Origin of the sequence: Zhihengliuella alba, assembly GCF_039538765.1 — a bacterium.
Taxonomy (GTDB): domain Bacteria; phylum Actinomycetota; class Actinomycetes; order Actinomycetales; family Micrococcaceae; genus Zhihengliuella; species Zhihengliuella alba.
The window spans coordinates 106719-123402 of sequence record NZ_BAABCJ010000001.1 but is presented as its reverse complement, the minus strand read 5'-3'; the positions used below and the strand labels follow the sequence as shown (position 1 = coordinate 123402).

Annotated in this window: 13 protein-coding genes and 1 tRNA gene; 3 read left to right on the top strand and 11 right to left on the bottom strand. The window is 70.9% G+C overall.

Annotated elements, in window-relative coordinates; all coding sequences use genetic code 11:
• Positions 1-5: 5 nt before the first annotated feature.
• Genes thrC through argS form a run of 4 tightly spaced genes read right to left on the bottom strand, consistent with a single transcriptional unit; the run spans position 6 to position 5481 of the window.
• Positions 6-1109 (bottom strand): threonine synthase, encoded by a 1104-nt coding sequence (gene thrC, locus ABD784_RS00570; protein ID WP_344878449.1) that lies wholly within the window; start codon positions 1107-1109, stop codon positions 6-8.
• Positions 1110-2414 (bottom strand): homoserine dehydrogenase, encoded by a 1305-nt coding sequence (locus tag ABD784_RS00565; RefSeq protein WP_344878446.1) that lies wholly within the window; start codon positions 2412-2414, stop codon positions 1110-1112.
• A 10-nt stretch (positions 2415-2424) separates the two neighbouring features.
• A complete protein-coding gene (lysA, locus tag ABD784_RS00560) occupies positions 2425-3837 on the bottom strand; it encodes a diaminopimelate decarboxylase (protein ID WP_344878443.1) in 1413 nt (470 codons plus the stop codon).
• 3 nt (positions 3838-3840) lie between these two features.
• Positions 3841-5481 (bottom strand): arginine--tRNA ligase, encoded by a 1641-nt coding sequence (gene argS / locus ABD784_RS00555; RefSeq protein ID WP_344878440.1) that lies wholly within the window; start codon positions 5479-5481, stop codon positions 3841-3843.
• Between the two features lie 169 nt (positions 5482-5650).
• On the opposite strand from argS, the gene ABD784_RS00550 reads away from it, so the two are divergent.
• A tRNA-Arg gene (locus tag ABD784_RS00550) sits at positions 5651-5723 on the top strand.
• 87 nt (positions 5724-5810) lie between these two features.
• Here ABD784_RS00550 and ABD784_RS00545 read toward each other — a convergent pair.
• From ABD784_RS00545 to ABD784_RS00535, 3 genes are all read right to left on the bottom strand, one after another.
• Positions 5811-6602, bottom strand: a complete 792-nt coding sequence (locus ABD784_RS00545; protein ID WP_344878437.1) for an ABC transporter ATP-binding protein — start codon at positions 6600-6602, stop codon at positions 5811-5813.
• Positions 6595-7539, bottom strand: coding sequence for an ABC transporter permease (locus ABD784_RS00540; RefSeq protein ID WP_344878434.1), 945 nt, complete (start codon positions 7537-7539; stop codon positions 6595-6597). The genes ABD784_RS00545 and ABD784_RS00540 overlap by 8 nt, the downstream gene beginning before the upstream one ends.
• Before the next feature lie 137 nt (positions 7540-7676).
• The gene (locus tag ABD784_RS00535) at positions 7677-8675 is read right to left on the bottom strand and encodes an ABC transporter substrate-binding protein (protein WP_344878431.1); all 999 of its coding nucleotides are present in this window, start codon (positions 8673-8675) and stop codon (positions 7677-7679) included.
• Between the two features lie 372 nt (positions 8676-9047).
• Here ABD784_RS00535 and hrpA point away from each other — a divergent pair, with 372 nt between their 5' ends.
• The gene (hrpA, locus tag ABD784_RS00530; RefSeq protein ID WP_344878428.1) at positions 9048-13091 is read left to right on the top strand and encodes an ATP-dependent RNA helicase HrpA; all 4044 of its coding nucleotides are present in this window, start codon (positions 9048-9050) and stop codon (positions 13089-13091) included.
• Between the two features lie 79 nt (positions 13092-13170).
• Here hrpA and ABD784_RS00525 read toward each other — a convergent pair whose 3' ends face one another.
• The gene (locus tag ABD784_RS00525) at positions 13171-13599 is read right to left on the bottom strand and encodes an HIT family protein (RefSeq protein WP_344878425.1); all 429 of its coding nucleotides are present in this window, start codon (positions 13597-13599) and stop codon (positions 13171-13173) included.
• Positions 13600-13664: 65 nt separating this feature from the next.
• The gene (locus ABD784_RS00520) at positions 13665-14321 is read right to left on the bottom strand and encodes an MBL fold metallo-hydrolase (protein ID WP_344878422.1); all 657 of its coding nucleotides are present in this window, start codon (positions 14319-14321) and stop codon (positions 13665-13667) included.
• Positions 14322-14413: 92 nt separating this feature from the next.
• Between ABD784_RS00520 and ABD784_RS00515 the strand changes: the two genes are divergently transcribed.
• A complete protein-coding gene (locus ABD784_RS00515) occupies positions 14414-14902 on the top strand; it encodes a Fur family transcriptional regulator (RefSeq protein ID WP_344878419.1) in 489 nt (162 codons plus the stop codon).
• A 60-nt stretch (positions 14903-14962) separates the two neighbouring features.
• Here ABD784_RS00515 and ABD784_RS00510 read toward each other — a convergent pair whose 3' ends face one another.
• Together ABD784_RS00510 and ABD784_RS00505 are read right to left on the bottom strand one after the other, a co-directional pair.
• Positions 14963-15826: a metal ABC transporter permease gene (locus tag ABD784_RS00510; protein WP_344878416.1), complete on the bottom strand. Its 864-nt coding sequence runs from the start codon at positions 15824-15826 to the stop codon at positions 14963-14965.
• Entirely contained in the window at positions 15823-16641 is an 819-nt protein-coding gene (locus ABD784_RS00505) for a metal ABC transporter ATP-binding protein (RefSeq protein WP_344878413.1), read from the bottom strand. The genes ABD784_RS00510 and ABD784_RS00505 overlap by 4 nt, the downstream gene beginning before the upstream one ends.
• Between the last annotated feature and the right edge of the window lie 43 nt (positions 16642-16684).

Sequence of the window (16684 nt, the reverse complement as noted above, 5' to 3'; positions counted from 1 at the left end):
GCGCGCTATGCCTCCAGGCCGAGCGCCGCCGCCACGGAGACGACGTCGAACGGCACCTTGGTGGGCTGGACGTCGTCGCCGTCGGCGTTCTTCAGGGCCCACTGCGGGTCCTTGAGGCCGTGGCCGGTCACCGTGATGACGATCGTCTTGTCCTGCGGGGCCTCTCCGGCAGCGTGGTACTTGAGCAGGCCCGCGACGCCTGCCGCGGAGGCGGGTTCCACGAACACGCCCTCCTTGGAGGAGAGCCAGCGGTGGGCGGCGAGGATCTCCTCGTCGGTCACGGAGTCGATCAGGCCGCCGGACTCGTCGCGCGCGGCCTCCGCCTGCTCCCAGGAGGCGGGGTTGCCGATGCGGATCGCGGTGGCGATGGTCTCCGGCTCGGTCACCGGGTAGCCCTTGACGATCGGCGAGGCGCCCTCGGCCTGGAAGCCCCACAGGGTGGGCGTCCGGGTGGCGACCGCGGGCAGCTCCCCGGCGGTGGAGGACTGGTAGGGCGCGGCGTACTCCTTGTAGCCCTTCCAGTAGGCGGTGATGTTGCCCGCGTTGCCGACCGGCAGCAGGTGGTAGTCCGGGGCGTCGCCGAGGAAGTCCACGACCTCGAAGGAGCCGGTCTTCTGCCCCTCGATCCGGGCCGGGTTCACGGAGTTCACGAGGAAGACCGGGTAGTTCTCGCTGAGCTTGCGGGCGACCTCGAGGCAGTTGTCGAAGTTGCCGTCGACCTGGAGCAGTTCGGCGCCGTGCGCGATCGCCTGGCTGAGCTTGCCCATGGAGATCTTGCCGTCCGGAACGAGGACGGCGCAGGTCAGGCCGGCCTGGGCGGCGTAGGCGGCCGCGGAGGCGGACGTGTTGCCGGTGGAGGCGCAGACCACGGCCTTGGCGCCGGCCTCGACCGCGGCCGTGATGGCCATGGTCATCCCGCGGTCCTTGAACGAGCCGGTCGGGTTCATGCCCTCGACCTTGAGGTAGACCTCGTTGCCGGTGTGCGCCGAGAGCGCGGGCGCGTGCACCAGGGGGGTGCCGCCCTCCCCCAGCGTGATGACCCGGGTCTGCTCGGTGACCGGGAGGCGGTCTGCGTACTCGCGGATGACGCCGCGCCACTGATGTGCCATTTACTTTCCTTCGACTCGCACGACGGACGAGACCGCCTTGACGACGGGGAGCTGTTCGATGTCGGCCACCGTGGCGGCCAAGGCGGCCTCGCGGCCGACGTGCGTGATGATGCGCAGCCGCGCGGAGCCCGCGCCGCCCTCCGCCGAGGCGGTCTGGCGCATCGTCTCGATCGAAACGCCGTGCCGGGCGACGATGCCGGCGATCTCGGCCAGGACGCCGGTCTCGTCGGAGACGTCCAGGCTGAGCGCGTAGCTGGTGGCGGCGTCCGCGATGCCCAGCGGACGGGACGGGCGCGGCTGCGGCTCGGCGACCGATCCGCCGGCGGCCTGCGTGGCGCGGGTGCGCCCGATGGAGACGACGTCGCCCATGACGGCCGAGGCGGTCGGCGCGCCGCCGGCGCCCTGACCGTAGAACATCAGCTCGCCGGCGTTCTCCGCCTCGACGAAGACCGCGTTGAAGGCGCCGCGGACGGCGGCCAGCGGGTGCTCCCGCGGGAGGAGGGTCGGGTGGACGCGCACGCTGATCCCCTCGTCCCCGGCGGAGTCGGTGCCGCGCTCGGCGATCGCGAGGAGCTTGATGACCATGCCGGCGTCCTCGGCCGCCGCGACGTCCTCGGCGCTGATCGACGTGATCCCCTCGCAGTGCACGTTCTCCAGGGCGAAGGTGGTGTGGAACGCCAGCGAGGCCAGCAGCGCGGCCTTCGCGGCGGCGTCGTGCCCCTCCACGTCGGCCGTGGGGTCCGCCTCCGCGTACCCGAGGCGCTGGGCATCGGCCAGCGCCTGGTCGAACTGCGCTCCGGACGTGTCCATCGCGTCGAGGATGTAGTTGGTGGTGCCGTTGACGATGCCCATCACCTTCGTGATGTCGTCGCCGGCGAGCGACTCGCGAATGGGGCGGAGGATCGGGATGGCACCGGCCACGGCCGCCTCGTAGAGCAGCTGGGCGCCGCCGGCCTCCGCGGCCTCCGTGAGCTCGGGCAGGCGGGCGGCCAGGAGGGCCTTGTTGCCGGTGACGACGGACGCGCCGCGACGCAGGGCCCGCTCGATGTACTCGCCGGCCGGCTCGAGGCCGCCAATGAGCTCGATGACGATGTCAGCGCCGTCGACGAGGGCGTGCGCGTCGGTGGTGAAGATCTCCCGGGGCAGCTCGACGTCGCGGGCCGCGTCCGGGTTGCGCACCGCGATGCCCGTCAGTTCGAGCGGGGCGCCCACGCGGGCGGCGAGCTCGTCCGACTGCTCGAGCAGGATCCGCGCCACCTGCGATCCCACGTTCCCACAGCCGAGCAGCGCAACCTTCACAGTCATCAATCAGTACCTATCCCATGTCTCGGGCCAACAAGTCGTCTTCGGTCTCCCTGCGGATGATGACGCGCGCGCGTCCGCCCCGGACCGCGACAACGGCCGGGCGCCCCAGATAGTTGTAGTTGCTGGCCAAGGCCCAGCAGTAGGCACCGGTGGCGGGCACGGCGAGCAGATCGCCGGCGGCGACGTCCTCCGGCAGGTAGACATCCCTGACGACTATGTCACCGGATTCGCAGTGCTTGCCAACCACGCGGGAAACAATCGCGTCAGAGTCCGTCACACGCGAGGCGAGGACGGCGGTGTAGTCCGCGTCGTACAGCACGGGGCGCGCGTTGTCGCTCATGCCGCCGTCCACGGAGATGTAGCGGCGCGGCAGCGTCCCCTCCGGATGGTCGACCTGGACGGTCTTGCGCACGCCGGCCTCGTAGAGCGTGAACGCCGCCGGACCGACGATCGCCCGGCCCGGCTCGATGGACAGCCGGGGCGCCGTCAGCCCGTGCTCGGCGAGCGTCTCGCGGACGACCCCGGCCATGGCGGCCGCCAGTTCGGCCGGGGGCCTCGGGGTGTCCTGCTCGGTGTAGGCGATGCCGTAGCCGCCGCCGAGATCGAGCTCCGGCAGCTCCACGCCGTGCTCGTCGCGGACGCGGGCGAGGAAGCCCAGCATCTTCTGCGCGGCGACGGCGAACCCGGCGGCGTCGAAGATCTGCGAGCCGATGTGCGCGTGGATCCCCAGCAGCTCGATGCGCGGGTGGGCCAGCGCGGCCGCGACGGCCCGGTCCGCCGGCGCTCCCCCGCCGTCGTCCACCATGGAGAGGCCGAACTTCTGGTCCTCGTGCGCGGTGGCGATGTACTCGTGCGTGGACGCGTGGACGCCGGGCGTCAGGCGGAGCATGACGCGGCCGGTGACGCCGAGACGCTCGGCGATCGCGCCGAGGCGCTCCAGCTCGTCCAGGCTGTCGACGATGATCCGGCCCAGCCCCAGCGTCAGGGCCGTCTCGATCTCGGCGACCGACTTGTTGTTCCCGTGCAGGCCCAGATTCTCCGCGGGCACGCCGGCGCGGCGGGCGACGGCGAGCTCCCCGCCGGAGGCGGTGTCGAGGCGCAGTCCCTCCTCGGTGACCCAGCGGGCCACGTCGACGGAGAGGAAGGCCTTGCCCGCGTAGTAGACGTCGACGCCGCCGCCGAGATCGGCGAAGGCCTCGTCGTAGGCGTCGCGGAAGGCGCGGGCGCGGGCGCGGAAGTCGTCCTCGTCCAGGACGATCAGCGGCGTCCCGAACTCGCGGGCGAGCTCGGAGACGGGGAGGCCCTGCACGGCGACTTCGCCGTCGTCGTTCCGGGCGACCCCGGCGGCCCAGAGGGGCCCACGGAGCGCGTTGGCGTCGGCCGGGTAGGAGAGCCAGGCGGGGGCGAGTGCGGAGGCGGCCACGGGCTACATCCGCTCCGGTGCCGTGACGCCGACCAGCGCCAGGCCGTTGGCGAGGACCTGCGTGGTGGCGTCGTTGAGCCAGAGCCGGGTGCGGTTCAGGTCCGTGACCTCCTCGTCGGCCAGCGGGGCGACGCGGCAGGACCCGTACCAGCGGTGGTAGGCGCCGGCCAGGGTCTCCAGATAGCGGGCGACCCGGTGCGGCTCGCGGAACTCCGCGGCCTGTGCCACCTGGTGCGGGTACTGGGCGAGGAGGGCCAGCAGCTCGTTCTCGGTCTCGTGCGTGAGCAGCGACGCATCGAACGCGGAGCGGTCCACCCCCTTCTCGGCGGCGTTGCGGGCGGCCGCACAGGAGCGGGCGTGCGCGTACTGGACGTAGAAGACCGGGTTGTCGTTCGTCTTCTTCTGCAGCAGCTCCGGGTCGATCGCGATCGGCGAGTCGGCCGGGTAGCGGGCCAGCGAGTAGCGCAGCGCGTCGGCGCCGAGCCAGTCGATGAGGTCACGCAGCTCGATGATGTTGCCGGCGCGCTTGGAGAGCTTGGCCCCGTTGACGGAGATCAGCTGACCGATGAGGATCTCGATGTTCGCCTGCGGGTCGTCGCCGGCGCACGCGGCGATGGCCTTGAGCCGGTTGACGTATCCGTGGTGGTCCGCCCCCAGGAGGTAGATCTTCTCGGTGAACCCGCGGTCCTTCTTCGAGAGGTAGTAGGCGGCGTCCGCGGCGAAGTACGTGGGCTCGCCGTTGGCGCGCAGGAGGACGCGGTCCTTGTCGTCGCCGAAGTCCGTGGTGCGCAGCCAGACGGCGCCGCCGTCGTCGAACACGTGGCCCTGCTCGCGCAGGCGGGCGACGGCCTGCGCGACGGCGCCGCCGTCGTGCAGCTCCTGCTCGGAGAAGTAGACGTCGAACTCCACGCCGAAGTCCGCCAGCGTGGACTTGATGTCCTCGAGCTGGGCGCGGTAGGCGAGGTCGCGGATGACCGGGATCGCCTCGGCCTCCGGGAGCTCCTCGACGCCGGGGCGCTGCGCGCGGACCGTCTCGGCGAGCTCCTGGACGTACGCGCCCGGGTAGCCGCCGTCCGGCACGGGCAGGCCGTGTAGGCGGTTGTAGACCGACTGGGCGAAGACGTTCATCTGATGGCCGGCGTCGTTGATGTAGTACTCGCGGGTGACCTCGGCGCCGGACGCGCGCAGGACGCGGCCGATCGCGTCGCCGAGCGCCGCCCAGCGGGTGTGGCCGATGTGCAGCGGGCCGGTGGGGTTGGCGGAGACGAACTCGAGGTTCACCACGCGGCCGGCCAGCACGTCGTTGGTGCCGTACTCGCTGCCGGCCTCGACGATCTTCTTCGCGAGCGCGCCGGCTGAGGCCGCGTCGAGGGTGATGTTGAGGAAGCCGGGGCCGGCGATCTCCACGCCCGCGATCCCGTCCACGGTCTCGAGCCGGCCAGCCAGCAGCTGCGCGAACTCCCGCGGGTTCATCCCGGCCTTCTTGCCCAGCTGCAGCGCCACATTCGTCGCCCAGTCGCCGTGGTCCCTGCTCTTGGGTCGCTCCACCTTCACCGTCTCCGGTAGTTCGACCGCGAAGTCGCCGGCGGCGACGGATTCGGTGAGGGCAGCGGAAATGGCACGGGAGAGCTGTTCTGGAGTCACCCGTCAAGAATAGCGGTCGTGCCCCGGCGCGCGCCGCGGATGACCCGCGCGGCGCCGTCGTCGGTGCCGCCCGGCGAGGCCACGGACCCGATTTCGGGTTTGCGGGCCGAGTCCTGCTAAGCTCTTCTAGGTCCTGCGGCAGACATTGCGCGGGGCATCCCGCAGTAAGGCCCTCGTAGCTCAGGGGATAGAGCGTCCGTCTCCGGAACGGAAGGTCGAAGGTTCGAATCCTTTCGAGGGCACCGTCGAGAAGGCCCCGGAACCGCCGAATGAATCGGTGGTTCCGGGGCCTTCGTCGTACCCGCCGGCCTGCGCCGGCCCTCCCGGTGCTACTGGAGCATCGTGCGGTCGTCCAGCTGGGCGCCCTTGATCTTCTCGAACTCGTGCAGCAGTCCGGGCACCGTCATGGCGGCCTTCTCCTGGGCGTTCAGGTCCAGGATGATCTGCCCGTCGTGCATCATGATCAGCCGATTGCCGGCCTTGAGGGCCTGCTCCATGTTGTGCGTGACCATGAGCGTGGTGAGCCGGTGGCGCTCCACGGCCTCGATGGTCAGTCGGGTCACCAGGGCTGCCCGCTGGGGGTCCAGCGCGGCGGTGTGCTCGTCGAGGAGGAGGATCTTCGGCCCCGTCAGCGTGGCCATCAACAGGCTGAGGGCCTGGCGCTGACCGCCGGAGAGCAGGCCCACCTTGGTCTTCAACCGCTTCTCCAGCCCGAGCTCGAGGGTCTTGAGCTCGTCGACGAACTGCTCGCGCTTCCGGGCCGTCACGCCCGTTCCGAGGCCGCGGAACTTTCCCCGGCCCAGCGCGAGCGCGAGATTCTCCTCGATGGTCATCGTCGGGGCCGTGCCGGCCATCGGGTCCTGGAAGACGCGCCCGAGGTACTTGGCGCGTTTGAAGTCGGGCAGCTTGGTGACGTCCTCGCCGTCGACCAGGACCGTGCCGGTGTCCGGGAAGAGCTTTCCCGCCGCCATGTTCAGCACGGTGGACTTGCCGGCGCCGTTGGAGCCGATGACCGTGACGAACTCCCCCTCGCGGAGCGTGAGGTTGATGTCGCGCAGCGCGCGTCGCTCGTTGACCGTCCCCGGGAAGAACGTCTTGTTCAGGTTGGCGATCTCAAGCATTCTGGGCCTCCTTCTGCTCCGGCTCGGCCGTGGCGTCCGCGTCGGTGTCGCGGGCCCCGCGGGAGGTGATCCGCAGCCGGCGGCCCAGGGCGCCGAAGGCCTTCACCTGCGGCAGGATCAGCGCGAGCACCACGAGCACCGCGGAGATCAGCTTCATGTCGTTGACCTCCAGGCCGGCGTTGAGAGCGAACTGGATCACGACGCGGTAGATCACGGCGCCGAAGACCACCGCGAGGGCGGCCAGCCAGATGTACCGCTGCGAGAAGATCGCCTGACCGACGATCACCGAGGCGAGGCCGATGAGGATGAGGCCGATGCCCATGCCGATGTCGGCGAAGCCCTGGTACTGGGCGATGAAGGCGCCCGAGAGTGCGACGAGGCCGTTGGAGATCGCGAGTCCGAGGATCTTCTGGTTGTCCGTGCTGACGCCGAGCGAGCGGATCATCTCCGGGTTGTCACCGGTGGCGCGCATGGCCATGCCGAGGTCCGTGTGGAGGAACCAGACGATGATCGCCACGGCGACGAGGCAGCCGGCGAAGAGCAGGCCCGCCGAGGCCCACGTGCCCAGCAGGCCGTTCTCCCGCAGCGGGGAGAGCACGGTGTCCTGCCCGAGGAGCGGCACGTTGGCCTTCCCCATGATGCGCAGGTTGATCGAGTAGAGGGCGATCATCGTCAGGATGCCGGCCAGCAGGCCGTCGATGTTCCCCTTGGTGTGCAGCAGGCCGGTGATGACACCGGCGGCGGCGCCGACGAAGAAGGACAGGGCCGTCGCCACGTAGGGGTCGGTGCCGTTGACGATGAGGATGGACGCGGTGGCGGCACCGGTGGTGAAGGAGCCGTCGACCGTCAGGTCCGGGAAGTCGAGGATGCGGAAGGTCAGGTAGACCCCAAGAGCCATGATCGCGTAGATCAGGCCCAGCTCAACCGCTGTGATCATGGGTGGATCCCTTTGGCTTTGTAGTGGGAAGGGTGGTCCGGCATGACGTGTGGCCGGTCGCGGGACCGGCCACACGTCAGGCGGAGGAGTGGTGGGGGCCGGAGGACGACGGCGCGCGCGCCCTCCGGACCGGCGTCCTACTCGTAGACCTCGGCGGCCTCGTCGAGCATCTCCTGCGGGATCTCCACGCCGACCTTCTCCGCGGCCGTGGTGTTGACGTACAGCTCGACCTCCTCGATGGTCTCGACGGGCATGGACGCCGGGTCGGCCTCGCCGTCGAGGATCCGGGCGGCCATGCGGCCGGTCTGCTCACCGAGCTTCTCGTAGTTGATGCCGTACGTCGCGGTCGCGCCGCGCTCGACCGAGGAGCCGTCCGCGGAGATGACCGGGACGCCCTTGTCCTGGGCCACCTGCAGCAGCCCCTCGAGGGCCGAGACCACGGCGTTGTCGGTCGGCACGTAGAACGCGTCGACGTCGAGTCCGGCGGCGGCCTGCTGGACCTCGGACGACGCCGAGATGGCGGCCTCCTCGATGGTCAGCCCGAGCTCCGCCGCCGCTTCCTTGGCCCAGTCGACCTGGACCTGCGAGTTGACCTCGCCGGAGGAGTAGACGATGCCGACCTTCTTGGCGTCGGGGCTCAGCTCCTGGAGCAGCTGGAGTTGCTCCTTCACCGGATTCTTGTCGCTGGTGCCGGTGACATTCCCACCGGGCGCCTCGAGCGACTCGACGAGGCTGGCCTCCACCGGGTCGGTCACCGCCGAGAAGACGACGGGCACACCCGTCACCGACTGGGTGAGGGCCTGCGCCGACGGCGTGGAGATGCCGAGCACCAGGTCGATCTCGGAGTCCGCCGCGAACTGGCCGGCGATCGCCGTGTTCGTCGCCTGATCGCCCTGCGGGTTCTGCTCGTCGTACTCCACGTCGGTGTACCCGGCCTCCTCGAGACCGGCCTTGAAGCCCTCCCGCACCGCGTCGAGCGACGGGTGCGACTGGATCTGGCTGATGCCGATCTTGACGGAGTCGCCGGCCTCCGCGCCTCCGCCGTCGCCGCCGTTCTCCGAGCCGCCGCAGGCGGAGAGGACGAGCGCCGTCGCGGCCATGCCGGCCGCGAGCTGTGCTGCCTTTGCGAGTTTCATGTTGCTCCTTGTTGTTGCAGCGGGAATGCCCGCGCCTACGGGGAACGCCCAGTGCATTCGACTCCCCCACGAAGTACTCAGAATCCTACCCGTGAGGAACATCACTTTTTACTGTCGGCCGGGGTGGCCGTAGACGGATCCGCACCGGAGGCTCGGGACACCGTGCAGATTTGCGCCATCTGGCCAGCCCTGACGACGAATCGTCCACCCCGGGGCCGGAGTTGCGGCCGCTTCAGTGGACGACCGTTCGGATTGACCGGGGTCCGGCGGACGATCTACCCGGCTGCCGTGCCGGGGATCCGCGGCGGCGGGCGGGCACCGGCCGACCGCGAGCGGCAGCCCGGCCGGCTCGCGGATAGACTGGCGGGCATCATGGCCATCTCCCTGACCTACCCCGAGACACTGCCGGTCAGCGCACGGCGCGACGACATCATGGCCGCCATCCGCGAGAACCAGGTCGTGGTGGTCGCCGGCGAGACGGGCTCCGGCAAGACCACCCAGCTCCCCAAGATGCTGCTCGAGCTGGGGCTCGGCGAACGCGGCATGATCGGCCACACCCAGCCGCGCCGGCTCGCGGCCCGGACCGTGGCCGAGCGCCTGGCCGAGGAGACCGGCGTCGAGCTCGGCGAGGAGATCGGCTTCCAGGTCCGCTTCACGGGTGAGGTGTCCAAGCGGACGCGTGTGAAGGTCATGACGGACGGCATCCTGCTGGCGGAGATCAAGCACGACAAGCTGCTCAAGCGCTACAGCGCGATCGTCATCGACGAGGCCCATGAGCGCAGCCTCAACATCGATTTCCTCCTCGGCTACCTGAAACGGCTCCTGCCGCAGCGCCCGGACCTGAAGATCGTCATCACGTCCGCGACCATCGATCCGGAGCGCTTCGCGCAGCACTTCGGCGAGCCGGAGCGGCCCGCGCCGATCATCGAGGTCTCCGGCCGCACCTTCCCGGTCGAGATCAGGTACCGCCCGCTGAATCCGGCGGATGCGCACGACGCCGACGAGCTGGACGACGAGGCGGCGAGCCGCGACGAGGACCGGGATCCGGTGGATGCGATCTGCGACGCCGTCGACGAGCTCGCGAAGGAGCCGCCGGGCGACATCCTGGTCTTCCTCTCCGGCGAGCGGGAGATCCGCGATGCCGCGGAGGCCCTGCGGGCCAGGGTCGCCGCCAGCCGCCGGCTCGCGGGCACCGAGGTCCTCCCCCTGTTCGCGCGCCTGTCCCTGGCCGAGCAGCACCGGGTCTTCCGGACCGGCCCGCAGCGGCGCATCGTCCTGGCCACGAACGTGGCCGAGACATCGCTGACGGTCCCCGGCATCAAGTACGTGATCGACACGGGAACGGCCCGCATCTCCCGCTACTCGCACCGGACCAAGGTGCAGCGGCTGCCGATCGAGCGCGTCTCGCAGGCCAGCGCCAATCAGCGCTCGGGCCGCTGCGGCCGCGTCAGCGACGGCATCGCGATCCGCCTGTACTCGGAGGAGGACTTCGAGTCCCGGCCGGAATTCACCGACCCGGAGATCCTGCGGACCAACCTCGCGGCCGTCATCCTGCAGATGAGCTCGATCGGCGTGGTCCGCTCCCCCGCCGAGGTCTCCGACTTCCCGTTCGTGGAGCCGCCGGACGCCCGTGCGGTGAACGACGGCGTCACGCTCCTGCGCGAGCTGGGCGCCGTGACGGCCGGGAAGAGCCCCCGGGTCACCGAGATCGGTCGGCAGCTGGCGCAGCTGCCGCTCGACGTGCGCCTGGGCCGGATGATCGTCGAGGCCGGCCGGCGGGGATGCGCCAAGGAGGTCATGGTCCTGGCGGCCGCGCTGACCATCCAGGATCCGCGGGAGCGCCCGAGCGAGGAGACAGGTCTGCGCCAGCGCGCCGCCGAGCTCCACTCCCGCTTCCGGGACGAGAAGTCCGACTTCGCCAGCTTCCTGCTGCTGTGGAAGTACCTGCAGGAGCAGCAGCGCGATCTCTCCTCCTCCGCGTTCCGGCGGCTGTGCAAGAAGGAGTTCATCAACTACCTGCGCGTCCGGGAGTGGCAGGACCTCTTCGCCCAGCTGCGTCAGCTCGCCAAACCGCTCGGCATCACGCTCACCCCCGGCCCGGTCGACCCCTCCGGCCTCGAGGAGCCGATCCACACGTCGCTGCTCTCCGGGCTGCTCAGCCACATCGGCCTGTGGGACGACCGCAAGCGCGAGTACGTCGGTGCCCGCGGGACCCGCTTCGCGGTCTTCCCCGGCTCGGCCCTGTTCAAGAAGAAGCACGACTGGGTGATGGCGGCCGAGCTCGTCGAGACCTCGCGGCTCTGGGCCCGCACGGTGGCGACGTTCAAGCCCGAGTGGGTCGAGGAGGTCGCCGGCGACCTGGTCAAGCGCAGCTTCTCGGAGCCGCACTGGTCGCGCCGCAACGGTTCCGTGATGGGCTATGAGAAGGTCACTCTGTTCGGCATCCCGATCGTTGCCCAGCGCAGGATCCAGTACGACCGCGTCGATGCCGCTCTGGCGCGCGAACTCTTCATCCGCCATGCACTCGTCGAGGGCGACTGGCGCACCCATCACAAGTTCTTCCACCGCAACCGGAGGCTGTTGCAGGAGGTCGAGGAGCTGGAGACCCGTCTGCGCCGACGCGACCTGCGGATCTCCGACGAGGACCTGTTCGACTTCTACGACCAGCGCCTCGGCGCCGAGGTCACCTCGGAGCGCCACTTCGACCGGTGGTGGAAGCAGGCCCGCCGGGACGACCCGGCGCTCCTGGACTTCGACCCCGACGCCGTGCTCGCGGTCGACGCCGACGATGTCGACCTGGAGGCGTACCCGCGTCAGTGGCAGCACGGCGGCCTCTCGCTCGAGCTGACCTACGAGTTCAATCCCACGCAGGAGGCCAAGGACACCGACGGGGTCACCGTCCGCGTCCCCGTGCTCTTCCTCCATCAGTTGGACCCGGAGCGCTTCCGCTGGCAGATCCCGGGTCTGCGGCACGAGCTCGTCACCGCCCTGATCAAGTCGCTGCCGAAGCAGGTGCGGAAGAACTTCGTTCCGGCACCCGACGTCGCCCGGCAGGCCGTCGAGGCGCTCGCGCGGGACTTCGACCCCGCCGACGACGAGCTGGAGCCGTCCCTCGAGCTGGCGCTGCGGCGCCTGCGCGGCGAGATCGTCCCGCCGGGCTCGTGGAACTGGGAGGCCGTCCCGCCGCACCTGAAGCCGACCTTCCAGGTCATCGGCGACGGCGGCCGGGTCCTCGGCGCGGACAAGAACCTGGCACTGCTGCAGGAGCGCCTCGCCCCGGAGAACCGCCGCGCCCTGGCCGCCTCCCTCGGCACGGGCGGCGAGCAGCTGGCCGCCGCGGCGTCGCCCGCGGCCGCGGCGCGCGGGGCGAAGGTCTCCGGACGGAAGGGGCCGGCGGCACCGTCACGGCAGGGCGCGGCCGCCGGTGGCGGCGAGGCGGGGAAGGGCCGGCCGTCCCGGACCCCCGCGTCCGGGACGGCGTCGAGCGGGCGCGCGGGCGCGGGCCCCGGCGTGGTCTGGGAGCGGGCCGGGATCACCGACTGGACGGAGGAGGTCGGCCGTTCCGGGACTATCGAGCGGCGAGTGAGCTCCGAGGTCGCGGGCCAGACGATCACCGGGTTCCCGGCCCTGCTGGACGACGGCGACTCGGTCCGGCTGACGGTCTTCCGCGACGAGGACGAGCAGCTCTCGGCGCACCGCTCCGGCGTCGTGCGCCTGCTGATGCTGAAGGTCCCGTCGCCGAACCGCTACGTCCTGGATCACCTGAACAACACGGAGAAGCTGGTCTTCACGCAGAACCCGCATGGTTCGGTGGAGTCCCTGATCGCCGACTGCGCGCTGACGGCCATCGACAAGCTGGTCCCGGCCGACCTGCCCTTCGCCCGGGCCGACTTCGACGCGCTGTTCCAGCACGTGCGGGCCGAGCTGATCGACACGGTGTTCTCGGTGACCGCCGTGGTGGAGCAGACGCTCTCCGCCGCGCGGCGGATCAACCAGCGGATCAAGAAGGCGTCCTCGCTGGCGCTGATGCACGCGCTGAGCGATGTCCGGGCCCAGTTGGAGCAGCTGGTGTTCCCCGGCTTCGTCGCGGCGACCGGCTACGCCCAGCTGGCCCATCTCCCGCGCTACCTGCGGGCGATCGAGGTCCGGCTCGACAAGCTCGAGGCCGGTGCCGTCACCCGCGACAACCAGCACATGCTCGCCGTCCAGGCGCTCGAGGACGAGTACGATGCCGTCCTGGACCGCGTGCCCGCGGGCGTGCGGACGCCGGCGGCGCTGTCGCGGGTGAAATGGATGATCGAGGAGCTGCGCGTCAGCTTCTTCGCCCAGGAGCTCGGCACCGCGCACTCGGTGTCCGAGAAACGGATCAGGACCGCGCTCCGGGAAGCCGCAGCCGCGCTGCCCACCGGCCGCTGAGCACTGATCACTGGCGGCAGCGGCGCTGGCCACCGGCCGCAGCCGCGGTCCCCCGCACGCCGCCGAGGCGGGCTCCTGTTCAGTCCGTGGGGACCGCGTCGCCGTGGCCGGCGCGGCGCAGCGCCTCCCGGAGCGAGCCGGCGGCCGCGTCGAGGCTCTCGTCGTCCGTCGCGCCCTGCGGGTGGGCGAAGTCGTAGTCCGCCATCGAGTTCACGGGCCACACGTGGACGTGCAGGTGCGGTACCTCGAACCCCATCACGGTCAGGCCCGCCCGCGCGGACCCGAAGACCTGCACCTGGGCGTGGCCGATGGCCTGGGCGACCCGCATGACCTTCTCGAGCAGGTCCGGCTCCGCCTCCGTCCACCGGTCCACCTCGCGCCGTGGGACCACCAGGACGTGCCCCGTCGTCTGCGGCCGCACGTCCAGGAAAGCCACGACGCTCTCGTCGCTCCAGACGAAACGCCCGGGGATCTCGCCGTCGATGATCTTGGTGAATATGGTGCTCATGGCTCGAATGTACCCGACGGGCCGGGCCGATCGTGGCTCCGGCCGAGGACAGCGGCGGGCGCGGCTCAGACCCGCAGCGTCTCGCCCGCGCCGGGGTCGACGAGCTCGACGCCGAAGGGCGAGCTGAGCCGGGCGGCGTGCTCGAGGACCAGGCCGCGGCCGCGTTCGTTGAGGAGTCCGTCGTGGATCGGGACCGCCCGGCGGGGCCGGACCGCGATCAGGAAGTCGATGACGTCGGCGCTCCTGGACCACGGAGCATGGAGCGGGACCAGCAGGGTGTCGATCCGGTCCGGCGGGACCGTGAACGCATCCCCCGGGTGGTAGACGCTCCCGTCGACGACGTAGCCGAGGTTGGCCACATACGGGATCAGGGGGTGGATGACGGCGTGCTGCCCGCCGACCGCGCGGACCTCGAAACCGGCCACGTCGAACCGCTCCCCGGCCTCGACGGGATGGAGGCCGGACCGGTCCGGCAGTCGCGAGCGCAGGTCGCGGACGACCCCGGCGGGCGCGTGGAACGGCACCTCGGGGTGCTCGGCGAGCCACGGCACGACGACGTCGTGGTCCAGATGGTCGGGATGCTCGTGCGTCACGAGCACCGCGTCGACGGGTCCGGACGCCAGCGCCCCGGCGGCATCGGCGAACGTGCCCGGGTCGATGACCAGGGCGTGCCCGTCTCGCTCCAGACGGACGCAGGAATGCTCGAACCGCGTGAGTTCCATGGCTCACACCCTAATGACTGGCGCGGCCCGGTCAACCCCCGCTGGTAGGCTGGAACGGTTCTCAGGAAGCCGACGAGCAGGAGCGAGCGAGCATGTCCGGCACGCCAGACCCCACCCGCAGCACGGCGCAGGCGGCCGGCCCCGCGGGATCGGCCGCGGCGCCCTCCGCGCCGGGCTCCGACGGCCGGGAAGGGACCGTCCGGGTCACCCGCCAGCGGCGGGCCGTGACCGGCGCACTCGAGCAGCTCGACGACTTCGTCAGCGCGCAGGAGCTCTACCGGTGGCTCCACGACCGGGACCACCGCGTCTCGCTCGCCACCGTGTACCGGATCCTGCAGTCCCTCGCGGACGACGGCGACGTGGACGTCCTGCGCTCGGGCGAGGGCGAGGCGATCTACCGCCGCTGCGAGGTCACCGGGCACCACCACCACCTGGTGTGCCGCCAGTGCGGCCGCGCCGTGGAGATCGAGGCACCCATCGTTGAGGCGTGGACCGCGCGCATCGCGGCAGAGCACGGCTTCACCGAGCCGAGCCACACCGTGGAGATCTTCGGGCTCTGCCCCGACTGCTCGCGCACCTGAGCGCCCGCCGGCGATCGACCGCCGCTCGGGTTCGGACGCCGCACGGAATGCGAACGAGCGTCAGGCGACGACCCGGCGTCGTACCCGCGTCCGCCGCCACGCGATCACCCGACACACGGCGTAGATCAGGAACGAGAGCGTGGTGACGTAGGGACTGATCGGCAGCCGGCCCGCGAGGGCCAGCAGGATGCCGCCCACCACGGAGACGGTGGCGAACACCACCGAGAGCGCTACCGTCAGACCCGGCCGGGCCGTCACCGCGAGAGCCGCGGCCGCCGGCGTGATCAGGAGGCTGAGCACCAGCAGGGCGCCGACGATCTGGATGGACAGCGCCACCGCCAGTCCCAGCAGGACCATGAAGGCCACGGACAGCCACCCGGCCGGCACGCCGCGGGAGGCCGCGATGGCGGGGTCGACGCTGACGAACGTGAGCGGCCTCCAGATGACCAGCAGCCCGGCGATGACGACCGCGCCGCAGCCCGCCAGGAGACCGAGCTGGACGGTGTCCACCGCCACGATCTGGCCGGTGAGCAGGCCGAACTTGTTGGCGCTTCGGCCCTCGTACAGGGCCAGGAAGAGAATGCCGAGACCGAGGCCGAAGGGCATCAGCACGCCGATGATGGAGTTGCGGTCCTTCGCCCGGGCGCCCATCAGCCCCAGGACCAGGGACGCGAGCACGGCACCGATGATCGAGCCGCCGACGACGTTGGCGCCGATCAGGAGGGCGAAGGCCGCCCCGGCGAAGCTCAGCTCGGCGATGCCGTGGACGGCGAAGGCCATGTCCCGCATCATGACGAAGACGCCGATCATGCCGCCGACCAGGCCCAGCAGGGCGCCGGCGATGATCGAGTTCTGCACCAGCGGCAGCAGTTCGGCGTAGTTCTCGAACGAGAAGATGGTCGACCAGAGGTCGTTGGGGCTCATCGGGCGTTGTCTTCCGACTCGTGGATCGATTCGGTCTGCAGGCCGTGCGGGTGCTCCATGGTCTCCGGGACGCCGACGACGACGATGCGTCCGTTGGTGCGGATGACCTCGATCGGGCTGTCGTAGAGGTCGGAGAGCACCTCGCTGGTCATCACCTCGTCCACCGTGCCGATGTGGAACCGGCCGCCCGCCAGGTACACCACCCGGTCCACGTACTGCAGGACGGGATTGATCTCGTGGGTCACGAACAGGACTGCGGCCCCGTGGTCGCACGCCTGGTGGTGGATCAGCGACGACACGGCGCGCTGGTGGTGCAGGTCCAGCGAGAGCAGGGGCTCGTCGCAGAGGAGCAGTTTCGGATCGTCGGCCAGAGCCTGGGCTGCGCGCAGCCGCTGCTGCTCGCCGCCGGAGAGGATGCCGACGGGCTGGTCCGCGTACGACGACGCGCCGACCTTCTCGAGCAGCGCGTCCACGCGGGACGCGAGTCTCCTGCGACCGAGCAGCCGCGGTCCCCAGCGGTGGCCGTCGATGCCGAGGGCCACCATGTCGCGGGCCCGCAGGGGCGTGTCCTCGGCGAACGACTTCTGCTGCGGGATGATGCCGACGTTGCGCGCCCGCAGGTCGGGGGCGCGGCCGTCGATCCGCACCGTGCCGGCGGAGAGCTCCTTGAAGCCGAGGATCACTTTCAGGAGCGTCGACTTGCCTGAGCCGTTCGGCCCCAGGACGGCCACGAACTCGCCGGGCGCCACGTCGAGATCCAGGTCCTGCCAGAGGACGCGGTCGCCGAAGGCCATGGTGGCCCCGCGCAGGCTCACCGCGGGCGATACTGAGGCCGGGAGGCCGGCACGGTCCACGCCG